The organism is Streptomyces rubrogriseus, from assembly GCF_027947575.1.
Lineage (GTDB): Bacteria > Actinomycetota > Actinomycetes > Streptomycetales > Streptomycetaceae > Streptomyces > Streptomyces rubrogriseus.
The window spans coordinates 7,484,038-7,503,764 of record NZ_CP116256.1; the positions used below are offsets into that span (position 1 = coordinate 7,484,038).

Here is a 19,727-nt window from a genome sequence, read left to right on the forward strand (position 1 = left end):
GGGGTGGGGAGGGGGGTGGGACCGACCCGATCGCGGGGGGTACGTTTCCGCTCGTGCCCGCTCCCAAGAAGGCCCTCAGGCGATCCCTGACGGTCACCTCCGCCGCCCTGACCGCTCTCGCCCTCCTCTCCCCCGCCGCGCTCGCCGCCCCGAGCCCGTCGACGAGTCCGTCGGCCACTCCGCCGGCGTCGATGTCGGGCGTGGGCGGCGCGCGGCTCGGGAAGCCCGGAACGCAGGTGGACCTGGCGGGCGGGGCGCCCGTGCTGCCGAAGGACCTCACGGCCCGGTCGTGGATCGTCGCGGACGCCGAGTCGGGCGACGTGCTGGCCGCGCACAACGCGCACTGGGAGCTGGCCCCGGCGAGCACCCTGAAGATGCTGTTCGCGGACACGCTGCTGCCGAAGTGGCCGAAGACGACGAAGCGCAAGGTCCAGGTCTCCGACCTCGCGGGCATCGGCTCCGGGTCCAGCATGGTGGGGATCAAGGAGAACGAGACGTACACGGTCGAGGACCTGTGGCGCGGGGTCTTCCTGATGTCCGGAAACGACGCGGTGCACGTGCTGGCCGCAATGAACGGCGGCGTCGAGCCCACCGTGCGGGAAATGAACGCACACGCCGAGGAACTCCAAGCCCTCGACACGACCGCGGTCAGCCCCGACGGCTACGACATGCCGGGGCAGGTCTCCTCCGCGTACGACCTGACGCTCTTCGCCCGTTCGGGGCTGCAGAAGAAGGACTTCCGCGAGTACGCCTCCACGGTCCGCGCGGATTTCCCGGGCGAGACGAAGAAGGACAAGAAGGGCAGGACGTCCCGCGAGCCGTACGAGATCCAGAACACCAACCGTCTGCTGCGAGGCGACTACGACGTCGAGGTCTACCCCGGCATCGCGGGCGTGAAGAACGGCAACACCACCAACGCGGGTTCCACTTTCACGGGCGTCGCCGAGCGCGGCGGCCGGGTGCTGCTCGTCACCGTGATGAACCCGGCGAAGGACGAGCACAACGAGGTCTACAAGGAGACCGCCCGGCTGTTCGACTGGGGCTTCCAGGCGGCCGGCAAGGTGCGGCCGGTGGGGGAGCTGGTGCGGCCGAGGAGCGCCACCGCGGCGAGCCCCTCGGCGGAGGCCTCCGGTGAGGCGGGCGGCACCGGGAAGGGCGCCGCGGGCACCAAGCCGGTGGCGGGTGCCGCGGCCGGGAACGGGGCCGGCGGGGCCGGGGTCGCGGCCGGTGTCGCCGCGGGGGTGCTGGTGCTGCTCGCAGGCGGTGCGTTCCTGATCAACCGGAAGTGGCCGCTGCCGGACCTGGTCCGTCGCCGGACCCGTCCGTGACGTCCGCGTCGCCCGGCTCCCCCAGTTCCTGCGCCTTGCTGCCCGTCGCCGTCCAGGAGGCGCAGAACAGCACCAGCTTCGCGGTGAAGTTGATCCACAGCAGCAGGGCGACGGGGACGCCGAAGGCGCCGTACATGCTCTTCGCCGCGACGCCCTGGATGTAGCCGCTGAGCAGCAGTTTCAGCAGTTCGAAGCCGACCGCGCCGATCAGCGCGGCCACCACCAGGCGGCGGCGCTCGGGCTGGACGCCGGGCAGCAGGGTCAGCACGTACAGCAGCAGCAGGAAGTCGGCGAGCACGGCGACGGCGAAGGCGGCGACGTAGAGCAGGACGCCGCCGACCCCGCCCTGGGCGAGGCCGATGGTGCGGATGATCCAGCCGACCAGCGCCGAGGCGACGGTGGAGATGCCGACGGTGATCAGCAGCGCGCCGCCGAGACCGACGAGGACACCCGCGTCCTTGGCCCGGTGCAGGACCGGGTTCTCCTCCTCGTCGGGCAGCTCCCACACGGCGCGCAGGCAGCCCCGGGTGGCCTCGATCCAGCCCATGCCGGTGAACAGGAGCAGGAGCGCGGAGATCACACCGACGGTGCCGGCGTTGTCGACGAGGCCCTGGATGTTCAGCTGGTCGGAGATGCCGGGGATCTGCTCGGCGAGCTTGTCCTGGAGCTTGTCCTGCTGCTGCTTGTTCAGCGTGGCGGCGGCGACGGCGGCGGCCAGGCTCAGCAGCGGGAACAGCGCGACGAAGCTGGTGAAGGTCATGGCGGCGGCCAGCCGGGACCACTTCACCCGGTCGAGACGCTCGTAGGAGCGCCACGCGTGCGTGGTCATCAGGCGGGCGATCCACGGTCCCACGACGGGGAGCTTCTTCAGCCAGTCCATGATCCGACCCTGCCCCCGCTCGTCGCGTTCCATGATCCCGAGGGCCCCCCGGATCCGGCCGCGGACCGGAAGACCAGTGTCCTTGTGCCCCAGAAGCGCAGGATCGTGCCCAGGATCATGCCGACCCCGGCGCCGGAGACCGTGTCGGCGCGCTGCGAGGTGAGGCCGAGCCCGTAGTGGCTGACGGCCAGGCAGAGCAGTTGCACGGCGGCGCCGGCGGCGTTCACGGCGAAGAACACCGCGCAGGGGCGCAGGCCCCGGGGGCGGCCGAGGTGGCGGTAGGTGCCCAGCGCGTTGCCCGCGTAGGCGACCGAGCAGCCCGCGACGAAGGAGAGGGCCTTGGCGGTGAGCGGGTCGAGACCGGCCGGGCCGCGCAGGCACGTGAAGAGGCCGAGGTCGACGGCGTAGGCGAGCAGGCCGGCGGAGGCGAAGCCCAGCAGTTCACGCCGGCCGGCTACCAATTGGCCACCGCCAGGCCGTACATCGCGAGCCAGACCACGCCGATCAGCGCGAGGGCGCGGTCGCGCAGGACGACGTCCTCGGGCTCGCCCGCGGTGCCGCGGTCGGCGAAGACGGCGTAGCGCAGGACGGCCAGGACGAAGGGGATCACGGAGAGCTGGCGCCAGGGCAGCACGCTGGTGTGCGGGACACCGCCCTCCTCCATGGCCCACAGGCAGTAGCCGAGGACGGCGACCCCGGCGGCGAGCTGCCAGACGAAGCGGAGGTAGCCGGTGGTGTACTCGGTGAGCAGCGCGCGCGTGGCACCGTCCTTCCCGGCCATCTGCACGGCTTCGGAGTAGCGCTTGGCGGCGACCATGAACAGGGCGCCGAAGCCGGTGGTGATGAGGAACCAGCGCGACAGGGGGATGCCGAGCGCGAGTCCGCCGATCATCGCCCGCATCAGAAAACCGGTGGTGACGACGGCGAGGTCGACGACCAGGACGTGCTTGAGGCTGACGCAGTACGCCAGTTGCATGGCCAGGTAGGCGGTCAGCAGGGCCGCGACGGGCGCGGGGCACAGCCAGGCGGCGAGGACGGGCGCGAGGACGCCCAGGACGCCTCCGACGGCGTGGGCGAGCGGCACCGGGACGTCTCCGGCGGCGACCGGGCGGTGCCGTTTGACGGGGTGGGCGCGGTCGGCCTCGGCGTCGCGGGCGTCGTTGACCAGGTAGACGGCGGCGGCGCAGGCGGTGAACAGGGCGAAGACCAGGGCGAGCCGGCCCAGCGCGTGCGCGGAGAACAGCTCGCCGGCGGCGGCCGGGGCCGCGACGACCAGGACGTTCTTGACCCACTGACGGGGGCGCGCGGTGCGCAGCAGTCCGGCCGGGACCCGTCTCGCGCGACGCGGCGGGTCGGGCTCCCGCTGCTGTTCGGGGCCGCGTTGGCGCAGGACGGCGGTGTCGGTGACGGCCGTGTCAGTCACGGGTGCCTCCGCGCATCCAGCCGGCACCGAGCCGGGCCGTGAGCGCGCCCAGGGCGGCGCCCGCGGCGACGTCGGAGGGGTAGTGGACGCCGACGACCAGCCGGGAGGCGCACACGGCGGCGGCGAGCGGCCAGGCGGCACGCACCCCGAGGGTGCCGAAGACCACGGCGGCCGCGGCGGCCGAGGTGGCGTGGGAGCTGGGGAAGGAGTGCCGGCCCGCGGTGCGCACCAGGGGGACGACGTGCGCGGGGCGGGGTCGGCGCACGACCCGCTTCACGCCCATGCTGACGACGTGGGCGCCCGCGGTGAGGGCGGTGCCGCGCAGCCAGGCCGTGCGCCGGGGCGCGTCCACGGCGGCCGCGGTGAGGCCCGCCGCGAGCCACAGCGCCCCGTGCTCCCCCGCCCAGGACAGGGCGCGTGCGGCGCCGGCCACGCGCGGGTCGGTTCCGTGGGCCCTGAGCGCGCTGACGATCCGGTGGTCCATGTCGTCGAGGTCGTCCATGTGGACTCACTGTCCACGCCCGCGGCACGCGAGGGCGGGCACACCGGAGCGACATACCATTAATCACCCGTTTCAGGGATGCTCCGAATGTTTTGGGACTAACCATTCACACATGGCGAGACGGGGCGATACGGTCACCGCCATGTCTGCCGACACCGTTCCCGACGCCGACTGGGGCACCGTCACCGGCTGGGGCCGCACGGCGCCCACCGCGGCGCTCCTCGTCCGGCCGCGGACCTACGAGGAGGCGGCCGTCGCCGTCCGGGACTGCGGGGTCCGGGGCGGCATCGCCCGGGGGCTCGGGCGGGCGTACGGGGACGCGGCGCAGAACGCCGGGGGTGCCGTGCTCGACATGACGGCCCTGGACCGCGTGCACGCCGTCGACGTCGCGGGCGGCACCGTGCTGTGCGACGCGGGCGTCTCCCTGCACCGGCTGATGGAGGTGCTGCTGCCGCTCGGCTGGTTCGTGCCGGTGACGCCCGGCACCCGCTACGTGACGGTCGGCGGGGCGATCGGCGCGGACATCCACGGCAAGAACCACCACGTGTCGGGGTCCTTCACGCGGCACGTGCTCTCCCTGGAGCTGCTCACCGCCGACGGCCGGGTCCGCACCGTCACCCCGGGCACGCCCCTGTTCGACGCGACGGCGGGGGGCATGGGGCTGACCGGCGTGATCCTCACCGCGACGCTGCGGCTCCAGCCGGTCGAGACGGCGCTGATGTCGGTCGACACCGAGCGGGCCGGCGACCTGGACGACCTGATGGCCCGGCTGACCGCCACCGACCACCGCTACCGCTACTCGGTCGCCTGGATCGACCTCCTCGCGCGCGGGCGGGCGACCGGCCGCGCGGTGCTCACCCGCGGCGACCACGCCCCGCTGGACGCGCTGCCCGCCCGTTCGCGCGCCCGGCACGCGCCGCTGGCCTTCCGCACCTCGCGCCTGCCCGCGACCCCCGACTTCCTGCCGGGCGGACTGCTCAGCCGTACGACGGTGGGCCTGTTCAACGAGGTCTGGTACCGCAAGGCCCCCCGGGAGAGCCGGGGCCGCCTCCAGCGGATCTCCACCTTCTTCCACCCGCTGGACGGCGTCCCGCACTGGAACCGGGTCTACGGCCGCGGGGGCTTCGTGCAGTACCAGTTCGTCGTCGGGCACGGCCGCGAGGAGGCCCTGCGCCGGATCGTGCGGCGCATCTCCGCCCGCCGCTGCCCCTCCTTCCTGGCCGTCCTCAAGCGCTTCGGGGAGGCCGACCCGGGCTGGCTCTCCTTCCCCGTCCCGGGCTGGACGCTCGCCCTCGACATCCCGGCGGGCCTGCCGGGGCTCGGCGCGTTCCTGGACGAGCTGGACGAGGAGGTCGCGGACGCGGGCGGTCGGGTCTACCTCGCCAAGGACTCCCGGCTTCGCCCCGAACTGCTCGACGCGATGTACCCCCGCCTGGCCGACTTCCGCGCCCTGCGCGCGGAGCTGGACCCGCGCGGGGTGTTCGTCTCCGACCTGGCCCGCCGCCTCGCCCTGTGACGCCCCTGCCACCACTGACATGTCTGGAGCAGTCGTGAAGGACGCCTTCGGCCTCCCCCAGTCCCTCCTCGTCCTCGGCGGTACCTCCGAGATCGCGCTCGCCACCGTGCGCCGCCTGGTGGCCCGCCGCACCCGTACGGTGTGGCTGGCCGGGCGCCCCTCCCCCGCCCTGGACGCGGCCGCCGGGCAACTGCGCGGGCTCGGCGCCGAGGTGCGCACGGTCGCCTTCGACGCGCTGGACCCCGAGGGCCACGAGGCGGCGCTCGGCAAGGTGTTCGCCGAGGGCGACATCGACCTGGTGCTGCTGGCCTTCGGCATCCTGGGCGACCAGGCGCACGACGAACGCGAGCCGCTGAACGCCGTGCGGGTCGCGCAGACCAACTACACCGGCGCGGTCTCGGCCGGGCTGGTCGCCGCCCGCTCCCTCCAGGCGCAGGGGCACGGCTCGCTGGTGGTGCTCTCCTCCGTCGCCGGTGAGCGGGCCCGCCGCGCCAACTTCATCTACGGCTCCAGCAAGGCGGGCCTCGACGCCTTCGCGCAGGGCCTGGGCGACGCGCTGCACGGCACGGGCGTGCACGTCATGGTCGTACGCCCCGGGTTCGTGCGCTCGCGGATGACCGAGGGGATGGCTCAGGCGCCGCTCGCCACGACGCCCGAGGCGGTGGCCACGGCCATCGAGCTGGGGCTGCGGCGGCGTTCGGAGACGGTGTGGGTGCCGGGCGCGCTGCGGGTGGTCATGTCCGCGGTGCGGCACCTGCCGCGGGCGGTGTTCCGGCGGCTGCCCGTGTGACGTCCGGCTGCCGGTGCGACGCCGGGCAGCCGGTCCGGGGTGCGGCTGCCGCCGGTCCGAGGTGCGGCCACCGGTGCGACGTCCGGCTGCCGGTCCGAGGTGCGGCCACCGGTGCGACGTCCGGCTGCCGGTCCGAGGTGTGGCTACCGGGTCGGCAGGGAGCCGGTCTCCACACGGCCGGCCTGCGGGGGCACGGTGGCGCTGCCGAAGGGGAACTCGCGCAGCTTGCGCCAGACCGCGTCGGCGCCCTGCTCGTACAGCGCGAAGCCGGTGCAGGGCCACTGGGCCTCGTAGTCGGACAGCTCCTCGTAGGCGCGGTCCATCGCCGCCTCGTCGATGCCGTGCGCCACGGTGACGTGCGGGTGGTACGGGAACTGCAGTTCGCGGGGGACGGGGCCGGACGCGTCGCGCACCCGCTTCTGCAGCCAGGAGCAGGCCGCCGCGCCCTCGACCACCTGGACGAAGACGACGGGCGACAGCGGCCGGAAGGTCCCGGTGCCGGACAGCCGCATCGGGAAGGGCCGGCCGCGTGCCGCCACCTCCGCCAAGTGCGCCTCGACGGCGGGCAGCGCGGCGCCGTCGACCTCGGTCGGCGGCAGCAGGGTGACGTGCGTGGGGATGCCGTGAGCAGCGGCGTCGCCGAAGCCCGCGCGCAGCTGCTGGAGCTTGCTGCCGTGAGGCTCCGGGACCGCGATCGACACGCCGATCGTTACGGTCCCCACTTCGTCTCCTGTCGTTGTGTGTCCTTCGGACGGACACCCGGATATCGACTGTACGGCCACCGCCGTGCCGTGGGCAGGCGCAACCGGAGTGATGTGCAGCGCTACGGCGGCATGCCGGGGCGCACGGACGGTGCCGGGGGCACCGCGGCGGCGGCACTCCCGGGCGGTGTCGCGGGTCAGTGCTTGGCGGGGAGGAAGCCCACCTCGTCGTACGCCCGGGCGAGGGTCTCGGCGGCGACGCTCCTGGCCTTCTCCGCACCCTTGGCGAGGATCGCGTCGAGCGTCTCCGGGTCGTCCAGGTACTGCCGGGTGCGCTCCCGGAAGGGGGTGACGAACTCCACGACGACGTCGGCGAGGTCCGTCTTCAGCGCGCCGTAGCCCTTGCCCTCGTACTTCCGCTCCAGCTCGGCGATCTCGGCTCCGGTGAGGGTGGAGTAGATCGTCAGGAGGTTGCTGACGCCGGGTTTGTGCTCGCGGTCGAAGCGGACCACGGTGTCGGTGTCCGTGACCGCGCTCTTCACCTTCTTCGCGGTGGCCTTCGGCTCGTCGAGGAGGTTGATCAGGCCCTTCGGGGTGGCCGCCGACTTGCTCATCTTGGCGGTCGGGTCCTGAAGGTCGTAGATCTTCGCCGTCTCCTTGAGGATGTACGCGGTCGGCACGGTGAAGGCGTCGCCGTAGGTCTGGTTGAAGCGGTCCGCGAGGTCGCGGGTCAGCTCCAGGTGCTGGCGCTGGTCCTCGCCGACGGGGACCTGGTCGGCCTGGTACAGCAGGATGTCGGCGACCATCAGCATCGGGTAGGTGAACAGGCCGACGGTGGTGCGGTCGTTGCCCTGCTTGGCGGACTTGTCCTTGAACTGCGTCATCCGGGAGGCCTCGCCGAAGCCGGTGATGCAGTTCATCAGCCAGCCGAGCTGGGCGTGCTCGGGGACGTGGCTCTGCACGAACAGGGTGCAGCGGTCCGGGTCGAGGCCGGCCGCGAGGAGCTGTGCGGCGGCGACGCGGGTGTTCTCGCGCAGTTCCTTCGGGTCCTGCGGGACCGTGATCGCGTGCAGGTCGACGACCATGTAGAACGCGTCGTGGGTGTCCTGCATGTCGACCCACTGGCGGACGGCGCCGAGGTAGTTGCCGAGGTGGAACGAGCCGGAGGTCGGCTGGATACCGGAGAGCACGCGCGGACGACGCTGCATGGCGGAGCCATTCCCCTGAGGGTGGTGGTGGGAGACGGGTGGGCGTTCAGAGGCCATGCTCACCATTCTCTCAGGCCGCGCGGGGCGGTCGGGCACTGGTTCGGAACAGGGAGGCTGCATTCCGGGCCCGGCGGTGTAACAAGGGCGGGGGCCGAGGGCGGGGACGGAGGGGGTACGGCGTGCGGTGGTGGGCGGGGGCGGCGCTGGCCGCGGTGGTGTGGGCGGGGGTGCCGGGGACCGCGGTGGCGGACGGTGCGGCGCCCCTGGTGGATCCGGACGTGGCGGTGATCGTGTGGACGGGCACGGGGCGCACCACGTCCTGGCACGCGGGTGAGCGGGACTTCGACCGGCTGCGCAGCCTGCTCGACCCGTCGTACTCGGGATCCGAGCCGGTGCCGGAGGACTGGACGCGGGACCGCCGTCCGCCGGTGCGGTTCACGGTGCTGTGGGGGCTGACCGGGGTCGGGGGGTGGCCGCAGACGGAGCGGGCGCCGGGCGGGGACGTGGCGATGCTGCGGCAGGACCAGCTGTTCCTGGCCGGGGACGGCACGCCGTGGGTGCGTACCGATCCGGCGCCGGACGTGGCGGACGACGACATCCGCTGGCACCGGGTGGACCGGGACACCTACGCCTGGCTGGTCGACGAGGGCTTCGTCGCGAAGGACGGGTCCGGGGACCAGGAAGAGGACCGCGGGCCGGACGGGGTGTGGTGGGCCGCCGCCGGGCTCGGGGCGGGCGTCGCGGGGACGCTGCTGGTCCGCCGCGCGGCGGACCGGTACCGGACCGGGCCGCCGCGCGGGGAGCCGCGTCAGGAGCTGATCGACCTGTAGCCGGCGCTCCGGGCGGCAGGTCAGCCGAGGTCGATCTCCGGGTACAGCGGGAAGCCGGCCACCAGGTCGGTGGCTCGGTGCGAGATCTCGTCGGCGACCTTCGCGTCGAGGACGTGGGAGGCCTTGGACGGGGCGCCGGACTTGGTGGTGCCGGGCTCGGTGGCGGTGAGGACGCGGTCGATGAGGCCCGCGACCTCGTCCATCTCCGCCGTGCCGAGACCGCGCGTGGTGAGCGCCGGGGTGCCGATGCGGATGCCGGAGGTGTACCAGGCGCCGTTCGGGTCGGCCGGGATGGCGTTGCGGTTGGTGACGATGCCGGAGTCGAGCAGCGCGGCCTCGGCCTGTCGGCCGGTGAGGCCGTAGGAGGAGGCCACGTCGATCAGGTTGAGGTGGTTGTCGGTGCCCCCGGTCACCAGGGTGGCGCCGCGCTTGGTCAGGCCCTCGGCGAGCGCGCGGGCGTTGTCCACGATGCGCTGGGCGTAGTCCTGGAACGCGGGCTGCCGGGCCTCGGCGAGGGCGACGGCCTTGGCGGCCATGACGTGCGGCAGCGGGCCGCCGAGCACCATCGGGCAGCCGCGGTCGACCTGGTCCTTGAGGGAGTCGTCGCACAGGACCATGCCGCCGCGCGGGCCGCGCAGCGACTTGTGGGTGGTGGTCGTCACGATCTGGGCGTGCGGGACCGGGTCGAAGTCGCCGGTGAGCACCTTGCCCGCGACGAGTCCGGCGAAGTGCGCCATGTCGACCATGAGGGTCGCGCCGACCTCGTCGGCGATCTCGCGCATGATCCGGAAGTTCACCAGCCGGGGGTACGCGGAGTAGCCCGCGACGATGATCAGTGGCTTGAACTCGCGGGCGGAGGCGCGCAGGGCCTCGTAGTCGATGAGGCCGGTGGCCGGGTCGGTGCCGTAGGAGCGCTGGTCGAACATCTTGCCGCTGATGTTGGGGCGGAAGCCGTGGGTGAGGTGGCCGCCGGCGTCCAGGGACATGCCGAGCATCCGCTGGTTGCCGAAGGCCTGCCGCAGCTCGGCCCAGTCGGCGTCGGTCAGGTCGTTGACCTGGCGGGCGCCGGTCTTCTCCAGGAACGGCACCTCGACGCGGGCGCCGAGGACGGCCCAGAAGGCGACCAGGTTGGCGTCGATGCCGGAGTGCGGCTGGACGTAGGCGTGGCGGGCGCCGAACAGTTCGCGCGCGTGCTCGGCGGCGAGGGACTCGACGGTGTCGACGTTGCGGCAGCCGGCGTAGAAGCGGCGGCCGATGGTGCCCTCGGCGTACTTGTCGCTGAACCAGTTGCCCATCGCCAGGAGCGTGGCCGGGGAGGCGTAGTTCTCGGAGGCGATCAGCTTGAGCATCTCGCGCTGGTCGGCGACCTCCTGGCCGATGGCGTCCGCGACGCGGGGTTCGACGGCTCGGATGACGTCGAGCGCGGCTCGGTAGGCGGTGGACTCGGGGGAGATTTCGGCGGGCAAGGGGTCCTCCGGACGTCGGTTGCAGCGTTCGCGGTACGGATGGCCCAGGCGCACGGCTCTCGGTGTTTCCGGGGCCGCTTCCCGATGGTTCGTCCCATCCCAGCGCGCCAGTCACGGCCCGGGGCCAGGCTACCGGGTGGGGCGGGGGCATGCCGTGGGTGTCCGTGATACGGAAGGGCGCCGGTCGAACCCGGTCGCGGGCCCGGCCGGCGCCGGTGGCGGACGCCGGGGCCTGGCTAGGGCAGCGCCCGGCACAGCGCGTCCAGGGCGCCGGTCCAGGCGTGGTCGGGCGGGGTGCCGTAGCCGACGACCACCGCGTCCAGCGGGTCGGTCGTGGCCTTCGGGTGGCGGAAGACGGACAGGCCGTGCAGGCCCAGGCCCTGCCAGGCCGCCGATCTGAGCACCTGCTGCTCGGTGCCGGGCGGCAGACCGAGTACGGCGTGCAGACCGGCCGCGATCCCGGCGATCCGCACCTCGGGGACCCGGCCGGCGAGGGCCGCGACCAGGGCGTCCCGGCGGCGCCGGTAGCGCAGGCGGGAGGCACGGACGTGCCGGTCGTAGGCCCCGGAGGCGAGGAACTCGGCCAGCGTGAGCTGTTCCAGCACGCCGCAGGTGTCGGAGCCGCCGCGGGTCGCCGTGACCTCGTCGGCGAGCCCCGGCGGGAGCACCGCCCACGCCAGTCGCAGGCCGGGGGCGAGGGACTTGCTGGCGGTGCCGAGGTAGACGACGTGGTCGGGGGCGAGTCCCTGGAGGGCGCCGACGGGCTGGCGGTCGTAGCGGAACTCGCCGTCGTAGTCGTCCTCCAGGATCAGGGCGCCGGTGCGCCGCGCCCAGTCCACGACGGCCGCCCGGCGGTCGGGGTGCAGCGGCACGCCGGTCGGGAACTGGTGGGCGGGGGTGAGCAGCACGGCGCCCGCGTCCGTGAGCGCCCCGGGGTCGGCGCCCCGGTCGTCGACGGGCAGCGGGACGGTTCGCAGACCGGCGGCTTCGAGCAGGTCGCGGTGGACGTGGAGGCCGTACGACTCGACGGCCACGGTGCGCACGCCTCGCGCCCGCAGCACCGCGGCCAGCACCACCAGGGCGTGCGCGACGCCGCCGCAGACCAGCAGGTGTTCGGGGGCGGCGCGCACGCCCCGGGCGCGGGCGAGGTAGGCGGACAGCGCGCCGCGCAGCTCGGGGTGGCCGCGGGGATCGCCGTAGCCGAAGGCGTCGTTGGGAGCGGCCGTGACGGCGCGGCGGGCGGCTCTGAGCCACTCGACGCGCGGAAAGCTGGCGAGGTCCGGGCTGCCGGGGCGCAGGTCGTGGAGGGGCCGGGCGGGCTCCCGGGGGCGCCGGGCCGAGGCTTCGGCCGGCGGGGCGGCGACACGGTCGGCGACGTGGGTGCCCGAGCCCTGGCGCGCGGTGAGCCAGCCCTCGGCGACGAGGTCGGCGTAGGCGTCGGCGACGGTGTTGCGGGCGATGCCGAGGTCGGCGGCGAGGACGCGGGACGAGGGGAGCCGGGTGCCGGGTCCCAGGCGGCCGGTGCGGACGGCCTCGCGCAACGCGTCGGTGAGGCCGCGGCGCAGGCCGGGACCGGTGGGTTCGAGGTGCAGGTCCACGCCGAGAGTGGCCCAGGAATTCGCCATGGAAATGGACCATACCGCTGGGCTGTTTCCTTCCTAGGGTCGAAGGCATGACGACACCCACCGATGACACGAAGACGCCGGGCTACGCCGCCGAGGTACCCGTCCGGCTGAACTGGTCCCAGCACGCCCCTGAGGTCTACAAGGCGATGATCCGGCTCGAGACCGTCGCCAAGCGGGGGCTGGACCCGGCGCTGTACGAGCTGGTGAAGATCCGCGCCTCGCAGATCAACCACTGCGCCTTCTGCCTCGACATGCACACCAAGGACGCCCTGGCCGCCGGCGAGAGTGTGGAGCGGATCGTGCAGCTGGCCGCCTGGGAGGAGTCGCGGCACTTCTACACGGAGAAGGAGCTGGCGGCGATCGAGCTGACCGAGGCGGTCACCGTGCTGACCGACGGCTTCGTGCCGGACGAGGTGTACGAGAAGGCCGCCAAGCACTTCGACGAGCCGGAGCTGGCGCAGCTGATCGCCGCGATCACGACGATCAACGCCTGGAACCGGTTCGGCGTGACCTGCCGGATGACTCCGGGCCACTACACGCCGGGCGGGCACGCGTGACGGCACGCACGCAGCTCCTGGACCGGGAGGTCGGGAAGGCGCTGTCGGCGCTGAGCGCGGCGGCCAAGAAGGGGCTCGGCGACCCGGTGCTCGCCGAGCTGGTGATGATCCGGGCCTCGCAGCTCAACCACTGCGCGTTCTGCCTGGACATGCACCTCACCCTGGCCCGCAAGAACGGGGAGGGCGAGGAGCGCCTCGGTCTGCTCGCCGCCTGGGAGGAGGCGGGGGACCTGTACGACGGGCGGGAGCGGGCCGCGCTCGCGCTGACCGAGGCGATGACCGTCCTGACCGAGGGCTTCGTGTCCGACGAGGTGTACGAGGAGGCCGCCGTACACTTCGACGACGGCGAACTCGCCCATCTGGTCGGGCTGATCACCGTCATCAACAGCTGGAACCGGCTGATGGTCAGCCGCAGGGTCCCACCGGGGGGTTACACACCGTGAGTCACGCCGCCGCGTTCCGCGCCCTTCACCACGGCCGGGTCCCGGACGACCCCCTCGTCCTGCCGGGCCCCTGGGACGCGGCGAGCGCCCGGGTGTTCGTGGAGGCCGGGTTCCCGGCGCTCGCGACGCCGAGCGCCGGGGTGGCGGCCTCGCTCGGGTACGAGGACGGGCAGACCCCGGCCGACGAGATGTTCGCGGCGGTCGCGCGGATCGTGCGCGCCGTGGACGTGCCCGTGTCGGCGGACGTCGAGGACGGCTACGGCCTGGCGCCGAAGGAGCTGGTGGAGCGGCTCCTCGAGGTGGGCGTGGTCGGCTGCAACCTGGAGGACTCCACCGACGAGGGGCTCAAGGACCCGGCGGAGCACGCCGAGTGGCTGGCCGGGGTGCGGGGGGAGGCCGGTGACCGGCTCTTCCTGAACGCCCGGATCGACACGTTCATCCGGGGCGTCGACGATCCGGGAGCGGCCATCGAGCGGGCCGCCGCCTATGTCGCCGCGGGCGCCGACTGCGTGTATCCCATCGCCGCCCCCACCGCTCTGCTGCCGCTGCTGCGGTCCGGGATCCAGGGGCCGGTCAACGTGTTCGCGCGGCCCGGGCAGGGCCCCGCGCCCGCCGAACTCGGCGGGCTCGGGGCCACCCGGATCACGTTCGGGCCCGGTCTCCAGCGGCATGCGGAGCAGTCGGTGCGGGAGGCCGCGGCAGGCCTCGCGGGCCGCCCCCCGAGGTGAGGGTCAGGGCAGCCACTGCTTCCAGACGGACTCGTGGCCGTCCACCCACTTCTTCGCCGCCTCCTCGGGCCGCATCTTCTGCTCGGCGATCATCAGGGAGACCTGGTTCTGGTCCTCCGTCGTCCACTTGAACCGCTTCAGGAACTCCGCCGCCTTGCCGCCCTCCTTCGCGAAGCCGGCGTTGAGGTACTTCTGCAGCGGGGTGACGGGGTAGGCACAGGCGACCTTCTCCGGGTCGGCGTCGCAGCCCTCCTCGTACGGCGGCAGCTTCACCTCGGTCATCGGGACCTTCTCCATCAGCCACTGGGGGGTGTACCAGTAGCTGAGGAAGGGCTTCTTCTCCTTGGCGAACTGCTGCATCTGGGTGATCTGGGCGGCCTCCGAACCGGCGAAGACGACCTGGTAGTCCAGGTCCAGGTTCTTCACCAGGGCCTTGTCGTTGGTGACGTAGGACGGGGAGCCGTCCAGGAGCTGGCCCTTGCCGCCGCTCTCCGCGGTGCGCAGCAGGTCGGCGTACTTGTCGAGGTTCTTCCAGTTCGTGACGTCCGGGTGCTTCTTCGCGAAGTACGTCGGGACGAACCAGCCGATGTGCCCGGTGACCCCGAGGTCGCCGCCCGCGGCGATGGTCTTCTTGTCCTGGACGTAGCGCTGTTCCTGCTCGGGGTGGCCCCAGTCCTCCAGGATGGCGTCGACGCGGCCCTGGCTGAGCGCGTCCCAGGCGGGGACCTCGTCGACCTGGACGGTGTCGACCCGGTAGCCCAGCTCGTGCTCCAGCAGGTACTGGGCGACGGCCACGTTGGCCTGGGCGCCGACCCAGGACTGCACGGACAGCGTGACGGTCCTGGCGCCCTGGGCGTTGGCGTACGGGGACGCCTGCTTGGTCATGTCGGCGGCGCCGCAGCCGGTGAGCAGCGTCAGCGCGGCCACGCCCGCGAGGGCGGTGGTCGTACGCATACGCAGTCGCAGTCGCATGTCAGGCTCCCTTCTTCGTCGTACGGCGTTCGGTGGGCTGGGTGACGCGGTCGAGCATCAGGCCGAGGCAGACGATCGCGGCGCCCGCGACCAGGCCGGTCGCCAGGTCGCCCTGGGCGAGGCCGAAGACGACCTGGTAGCCGAGCGCGCCACCGCCGACCAGGCCGCCGATGATGACGACGGCGAGGACCAGGACGACGCCCTGGTTGACGGCGAGCAGCAGGGCCGGGCGGGCCAGCGGAAGCTGGACCTGGCGCAGCTGCTGGCCGCTGGTGGCGCCGAGCGAACGGGCCGACTCCATGGCGGCCGGGTCGACCTGGCGCAGGCCCTGGGCGGTGATGCGGACGACGGCCGGGAGGGCGTAGACGACCGCTGCCGCCACGGCGGGCGCGCGGCCCACGCCGAACAGGGCGACGACCGGGATCAGGTACACGAACTGCGGCATGGTCTGGAAGACGTCGAGCACGGGCCGCAGCAGGCGCTCGAAGCGGTCGCCGCGGGCGGCGGCGATGCCGGTGGCGAAGCCGACGACCAGGGTCACGGCGACGGCGGCGAGTACCTGGGAGAGCGTGTCCAGGGACGGGTCCCACACGCCGAGCACGCCGATCGCGGCCATCGCGAGGACGGCGGTGAGCGCGGTGCGCCAGGTGCCGATCAGCCAGGCCAGGGCGGCGACGATCAGGAGCACGGACCACCAGGGCAGCCACTGGAGGCCGTCGCGGAGCGGGTTGAGGATCCAGCTGGTGAAGTGCGCGGCCCAGTCGGCGGTGCCGCCGACGACGGGAACGCCGGAGTACAGGTGGGCGGTCATCCAGTCGACGGCCCGGTTGACGGGCTCGGCGATGTTCAGGTCCCAGCCGTCGGGCCAGTCGAGGAAGCCGGCCAGGCGTCCGGCGAGCGCGACGGCCGCGGCGACGACCAGGGCGTACAGCCAGGTCACCGGTGACTTTCCGGACTCGCCGAGCCGTTCCCCGGCCGCGCCGGTCACCCGGTCCAGGACGACGGCGAGCAGCACGATCGGGATGCCGGCCGCGAGGGCCGCGCCGACGTCGACCGAGGCGAGCGCCTGGTAGACGCGGTCGCCGAGGCCGCCGGCGCCGATGACCGAGGCGATGACGGCCATGGACAGCGCCATCATGATCGTCTGGTTGACGCCGAGCAGGAGTTCCTTGCGGGCCAGCGGGATGCGGGCGGTCAGCAGGCGCTGACGGGCGGTGGTGCCGAGGGACTCGACGGCCTCCAGGACCTCCCGGTCCGCGCCGCGCAGGCCCAGCGAGGTGAGCCGGGCCATGGGCGGGGCGGCGTAGACGACGGTGGCCAGCACGGCGGCGGGGACGCCGATGCCGAAGACCAGGACGACGGGGAGGAGGTAGGCGAAGGCGGGCAGCACCTGCATGGTGTCCAGCACCGGGCGCAGGACGCGGTCCATCCGGTCGGACAGGCCGGCGGCCAGGCCCAGCAGGGCGCCGACGCCGACGGAGGCGAGGACGGCGACGACCATGAGGGCCAGGGTCTGCATCGTCGGCACCCACATGCCGAGCAGGCCGCAGGCCAGGAACGCCGCCGCGGTGCCCGCCGCGAGCTTCACCCCGGCCACCCGCCAGGCGACCAGGGCGCCGATCGCGGTGACCCCGGCCCAGCCGACGGCGAGGAGGGCGAGGTACACGGCGCGTACGGCGACGACCACGATGTTGCTGACGTGACCGAAGAAGTACAGGAACAGGGGGTGGCTGTCCCGGTTGTCGATGATCCAGTCGCTGGCCCTGCCGAGGGGTTCGGAGACGTCGACGGTGAGGGCGCTCGGCCAGGTGGCGCCGCCCCACTGGGTGACGGCCAGGGGGACGAGGACGGCGGCCAGAGCGGCCAGGGCGAGGAGCTTGCGGGTCGCAGGGTGGGTGAGTATGCCCGGCGGGGCGGCCTTCTCCGAGGTCGGTGCGGTGATCGTTGCCATTACGCCGGCTCCTCGGTGGTGGGCTCGGCGGGGGTCGTCAGCTTGCGGCGCTGGGCCGGTGCCGCTGCGCCCACCCGTGCCGCCCCAGCGGCACGACTGCCCGCAGCTGCGGCGGCTGCGGCACCGTCTGCTGCGGCGGGCGCGTCGGCTGTGCCCGCTACCACCGACAGGAGGTCGGATGCGTCGACCACGCCCAGGCAGCGGCCCTCGTCCATGACGCGGGCTGCCGAGCCTGCCCTTGCCACCGCCTCGATGGCCTCCGAGACCGTGGCCTCCGGGCGGATCGCCGGGCCCGTGCCCGCCTCGTCGGCGGAGGCGGCGGGGCGCATCGCCGTGCGGACGGTGAGGACCTGCTCGCGCGGGACGTCGCGGACGAACTCGCGGACGTAGTCGTCGGCGGGCGAGCCGACGATCTCCTCCGGGGTGCCGAGCTGCACCACGCGTCCGTCGCGCATCAGGGCGATGCGGTCGCCGAGTTTGAGGGCCTCCTGGAGGTCGTGGGTGATGAAGACCATCGTGCGGCCCTCCTCGCGGTGCAGCCGGACGACCTCCTCCTGCATGTCCCGCCGGATCAGCGGGTCCAGCGCGCTGAACGGCTCGTCGAAGAGCAGGACCTCGGGGTCGACGGCGAGGGCGCGGGCGAGGCCGACGCGCTGGCGCTGGCCGCCGGAGAGCTGGCCGGGGCGGCGCTGCTCCAGGCCCTCCAGGCCGACCTTGGCGACGATCGCGGCGGCCCGCTCGCGGCGCTCGGCGCGGCCCATGCCCTGGACCTCCAGGCCGTAGGCGACGTTGTCCAGGACGGTGCGGTGCGGGAGCAGGCCGAAGTGCTGGAAGACCATCGCGGCACGGTGCCGGCGCAGTTCGCGCAGCCGGGACCTGTCCATCGCCCGGACGTCCTCGCCGTCGATGGCGATGGACCCGGCGGTCGGCTCGATGAGGCGGGTCAGGCAGCGTACGAGGGTGGACTTGCCGGAGCCGGACAGGCCCATGACGACGAAGACCTCGCCCTTGCGCACGTCGAAGGAGACGTCGGCGACGGCGGCGGTGCAGCCGGTGCGGGAGCGCAGCTCGGCCGGGCTCAGGGCGGTGAGGTCCGGGTCGGCGGGGACGCGGGCGGCCTTCGGGCCGAAGACCTTCCACAGGCCGTCGACGGAGAAGACCGGGGGCCGCTCGGCCACGGTGTCGGTCGCGGCGGCGGTGGTGTTCTTGCCGGTGCCGCTCATCGGGCGTCACCGCCGATCAGCTCGACGGCGCGCTCGCCGACCATGAGGACGCCGATCATCGGGTTGACGGCGGGCATGGTCGGGAAGACGGAGGCGTCGGCGATGCGGATGCCCTCAAGGCCGCGGATACGCAGCTCCGGGTCGACGACGGCCTGCTCGTCGGTGGCGGCGCCCATGCGGCAGGTGCCCGCCGGGTGGTAGACGGTGTGGGCGACCTTGCGGGCGTACTCGCTCAGCTCCTCGTCGCCGGTGACGTCCGGGCCGGGGCAGACCTCGCGCTTGAGCCAGCCGGCCAGCGGCTGGGACGCGGCGATCTCGCGGGCGATCCTGATGCCGTCGACGAGGGTGCGGCCGTCGTAGTCGTCGCCGTCGGTGAAGTACCGGAAGTCCAGGGCCGGCTTCTCGGACGGGTCGGCGCTGGTGAGGTAGAGGCGGCCGCGGGACTTCGGCTTGGGGATGTTCGGGGTCATGGAGACGCCGAACTCGGGGCGCTGGTAGCCGAGTCGCTCCGGATTGTCCGTGAACGGAATCTGGTAGAAGTGGAACATCAGGTCGGGGCCCGCGTGTTCGGGGTCGCGGCGCACGAACAGACCGGCGTCGGAGTCCATCGCGGAGTTGTCCGGGATGGGCCCGTTGGTCTCCCACACGATCACCGACTCGGGGTGGTCGAGCAGGTTCTCGCCGACGCCGGGCAGGTCGAGCGCCACGGGTATGCCGAGGGCTTCGAGGTCTTCGCGGGGGCCGATGCCGGAGTGCAGCAGCAGGCGCGGGGAGTCGACGGCGCCGGCGCAGAGGACCACCTCGTTCCGCGCCTTGACCAGGATCTCCTCGCCGTCCTTGGTGCGGACGTGGACGCCCTCGGCGCGGGCGCCGTCGAGTTCGAGCCGGTACGCCCAGGTCTCCAGCATCAGCGTGAGGTTGGGGCGCTCGTCCATCACGGGGTGCAGGTAGGCCACCGACGCCGAGGAGCGCTTGTTGTTCTCGGGGTGGTAGGCGAGGTCGAAGAAGCCGACGCCCTCGGTGAACGGCTTCTTGTTGAAGCCCTCGATCCGGGGGACCTGAAGCGTCTGCTGCGCGGAGTCGACGAAGTCGCGGGCGATGGCGTTCCGGTCCTTCTCGTCGACCGGGACGATGTTGTTCTTCAGCCGGGCGAAGTAGGCCTCCATCTGGACCGCGCCCCAGCCCTTGGCGCCGGCCGCCTCCCACTCGTCCCAGTCGGACGGCAGCGGCTTGAAGGCGATGAGGGTGTTGTGCGAGGAGCAGCCGCCGAGGACGCGGGCGCGGCTGTGCCGGATGTGCGAATTGCCGCGCGGCTGCTCGGTGGTGGGGTAGTCGTAGTCCAGCTCGCCGCCGAGCAGGCCCATCCAGCGGCGCAGGGTCAGCACGTCGTCGCGGCCGACGTCGCTCGGCCCGCCTTCGATGACGGCGACGGTGACGTCCGGGTTCTCGGTGAGGCGGGAGGCGATCACGGAGCCTGCCGTACCGCCGCCGATGACGACGTAGTCGTAGACGTGAGTGGTTTCTGGCATGGGGGTACTCCAGTGGGGCGAGCGGATGGTGCGGGGACGTACGGAGACGGGAGTG

At 73.2% G+C, this 19,727-nt stretch carries 19 protein-coding genes and 1 riboswitch; of the genes, 7 read left to right on the forward strand and 12 right to left on the reverse strand.

Features of this window, described 5'->3' with window-relative positions; translation table 11 throughout:
* The first annotated feature begins 53 nt into the window (after window positions 1-53).
* Window positions 54-1,328, forward strand: coding sequence for a D-alanyl-D-alanine carboxypeptidase family protein (locus Sru02f_RS33550; RefSeq protein ID WP_331478599.1), 1,275 nt, complete (start codon window positions 54-56; stop codon window positions 1,326-1,328).
* On the opposite strand, the gene Sru02f_RS33555 is transcribed toward Sru02f_RS33550, so the two are convergent.
* Genes Sru02f_RS33555 through Sru02f_RS33570 form a run of 4 tightly spaced genes read right to left on the reverse strand, consistent with a single transcriptional unit; the run spans window position 1,276 to window position 4,133 of the window.
* Window positions 1,276-2,208 carry a YihY/virulence factor BrkB family protein gene (locus Sru02f_RS33555; RefSeq protein WP_244941924.1) on the reverse strand — a complete coding sequence of 311 codons (933 nt, stop codon included), beginning with the start codon at window positions 2,206-2,208 and terminating at the stop codon, window positions 1,276-1,278. The genes Sru02f_RS33550 and Sru02f_RS33555 overlap by 53 nt on opposite strands.
* Window positions 2,196-2,669 (reverse strand): GtrA family protein, encoded by a 474-nt coding sequence (locus Sru02f_RS33560; RefSeq protein WP_109034390.1) that lies wholly within the window; start codon window positions 2,667-2,669, stop codon window positions 2,196-2,198. The genes Sru02f_RS33555 and Sru02f_RS33560 overlap by 13 nt, the downstream gene beginning before the upstream one ends.
* Window positions 2,663-3,631 (reverse strand): decaprenyl-phosphate phosphoribosyltransferase, encoded by a 969-nt coding sequence (locus tag Sru02f_RS33565; RefSeq protein WP_109034388.1) that lies wholly within the window; start codon window positions 3,629-3,631, stop codon window positions 2,663-2,665. Before Sru02f_RS33565 ends, Sru02f_RS33560 begins: the two co-directional genes overlap by 7 nt.
* A complete protein-coding gene (locus Sru02f_RS33570; protein WP_109034386.1) occupies window positions 3,624-4,133 on the reverse strand; it encodes a phosphatase PAP2 family protein in 510 nt (169 codons plus the stop codon). The genes Sru02f_RS33565 and Sru02f_RS33570 overlap by 8 nt, the downstream gene beginning before the upstream one ends.
* Before the next feature lie 142 nt (window positions 4,134-4,275).
* Here Sru02f_RS33570 and Sru02f_RS33575 point away from each other — a divergent pair, with 142 nt between their 5' ends.
* Both Sru02f_RS33575 and Sru02f_RS33580 read left to right on the forward strand, forming a co-directional pair.
* The gene (locus tag Sru02f_RS33575; protein ID WP_109034384.1) at window positions 4,276-5,649 is read left to right on the forward strand and encodes an FAD-binding oxidoreductase; all 1,374 of its coding nucleotides are present in this window, start codon (window positions 4,276-4,278) and stop codon (window positions 5,647-5,649) included.
* A gap of 34 nt (window positions 5,650-5,683) precedes the next feature.
* Window positions 5,684-6,439: a decaprenylphospho-beta-D-erythro-pentofuranosid-2-ulose 2-reductase gene (locus Sru02f_RS33580; protein WP_164278627.1), complete on the forward strand. Its 756-nt coding sequence runs from the start codon at window positions 5,684-5,686 to the stop codon at window positions 6,437-6,439.
* Between the two features lie 143 nt (window positions 6,440-6,582).
* On the opposite strand, the gene Sru02f_RS33585 is transcribed toward Sru02f_RS33580, so the two are convergent.
* Together Sru02f_RS33585 and trpS are read right to left on the reverse strand one after the other, a co-directional pair.
* Window positions 6,583-7,161, reverse strand: coding sequence for a 2'-5' RNA ligase family protein (locus Sru02f_RS33585; protein ID WP_109034380.1), 579 nt, complete (start codon window positions 7,159-7,161; stop codon window positions 6,583-6,585).
* A 176-nt stretch (window positions 7,162-7,337) separates the two neighbouring features.
* Window positions 7,338-8,348 carry a tryptophan--tRNA ligase gene (trpS, locus tag Sru02f_RS33590; RefSeq protein ID WP_109034378.1) on the reverse strand — a complete coding sequence of 337 codons (1,011 nt, stop codon included), beginning with the start codon at window positions 8,346-8,348 and terminating at the stop codon, window positions 7,338-7,340.
* 179 nt (window positions 8,349-8,527) lie between these two features.
* Here trpS and Sru02f_RS33595 point away from each other — a divergent pair, with 179 nt between their 5' ends.
* Window positions 8,528-9,178 (forward strand): hypothetical protein, encoded by a 651-nt coding sequence (locus Sru02f_RS33595; protein ID WP_109034376.1) that lies wholly within the window; start codon window positions 8,528-8,530, stop codon window positions 9,176-9,178.
* Window positions 9,179-9,198: 20 nt separating this feature from the next.
* Here Sru02f_RS33595 and Sru02f_RS33600 read toward each other — a convergent pair whose 3' ends face one another.
* The gene (locus tag Sru02f_RS33600) at window positions 9,199-10,644 is read right to left on the reverse strand and encodes a glycine hydroxymethyltransferase (protein WP_109034515.1); all 1,446 of its coding nucleotides are present in this window, start codon (window positions 10,642-10,644) and stop codon (window positions 9,199-9,201) included.
* Window positions 10,645-10,679: 35 nt separating this feature from the next.
* Window positions 10,680-10,769, reverse strand: a riboswitch (ZMP/ZTP riboswitch).
* 111 nt (window positions 10,770-10,880) lie between these two features.
* A complete protein-coding gene (gene pdxR / locus Sru02f_RS33605) occupies window positions 10,881-12,269 on the reverse strand; it encodes a MocR-like pyridoxine biosynthesis transcription factor PdxR (RefSeq protein WP_109034374.1) in 1,389 nt (462 codons plus the stop codon).
* Window positions 12,270-12,316: 47 nt separating this feature from the next.
* On the opposite strand from pdxR, the gene Sru02f_RS33610 reads away from it, so the two are divergent.
* From Sru02f_RS33610 to Sru02f_RS33620, 3 genes are read left to right on the forward strand one after another with little or no spacing between them, the layout of a single operon-like run.
* Complete coding sequence (locus tag Sru02f_RS33610) at window positions 12,317-12,826, forward strand: carboxymuconolactone decarboxylase family protein (RefSeq protein WP_109034373.1); 510 nt, start codon at window positions 12,317-12,319, stop codon at window positions 12,824-12,826.
* Window positions 12,823-13,269, forward strand: coding sequence for a carboxymuconolactone decarboxylase family protein (locus tag Sru02f_RS33615; protein ID WP_109034371.1), 447 nt, complete (start codon window positions 12,823-12,825; stop codon window positions 13,267-13,269). The genes Sru02f_RS33610 and Sru02f_RS33615 overlap by 4 nt, the downstream gene beginning before the upstream one ends.
* Window positions 13,266-13,997: an isocitrate lyase/PEP mutase family protein gene (locus tag Sru02f_RS33620; RefSeq protein WP_109034370.1), complete on the forward strand. Its 732-nt coding sequence runs from the start codon at window positions 13,266-13,268 to the stop codon at window positions 13,995-13,997. Before Sru02f_RS33615 ends, Sru02f_RS33620 begins: the two co-directional genes overlap by 4 nt.
* A gap of 3 nt (window positions 13,998-14,000) precedes the next feature.
* Here the strand turns inward: Sru02f_RS33620 and Sru02f_RS33625 are convergent, their stop codons facing one another.
* The 4 genes from Sru02f_RS33625 to Sru02f_RS33640 are packed head-to-tail and all read right to left on the reverse strand — an operon-like array spanning window position 14,001 to window position 19,672.
* The gene (locus tag Sru02f_RS33625) at window positions 14,001-14,957 is read right to left on the reverse strand and encodes an ABC transporter substrate-binding protein (RefSeq protein WP_373103753.1); all 957 of its coding nucleotides are present in this window, start codon (window positions 14,955-14,957) and stop codon (window positions 14,001-14,003) included.
* A gap of 13 nt (window positions 14,958-14,970) precedes the next feature.
* Window positions 14,971-16,920 carry an ABC transporter permease gene (locus tag Sru02f_RS33630; protein ID WP_109034366.1) on the reverse strand — a complete coding sequence of 650 codons (1,950 nt, stop codon included), beginning with the start codon at window positions 16,918-16,920 and terminating at the stop codon, window positions 14,971-14,973.
* Window positions 16,920-18,143, reverse strand: a complete 1,224-nt coding sequence (locus tag Sru02f_RS33635; RefSeq protein WP_109034365.1) for a quaternary amine ABC transporter ATP-binding protein — start codon at window positions 18,141-18,143, stop codon at window positions 16,920-16,922. Before Sru02f_RS33635 ends, Sru02f_RS33630 begins: the two co-directional genes overlap by 1 nt.
* Entirely contained in the window at window positions 18,140-19,672 is a 1,533-nt protein-coding gene (locus Sru02f_RS33640; protein WP_109034363.1) for a GMC family oxidoreductase, read from the reverse strand. Before Sru02f_RS33640 ends, Sru02f_RS33635 begins: the two co-directional genes overlap by 4 nt.
* Window positions 19,673-19,727: the final 55 nt, after the last annotated feature.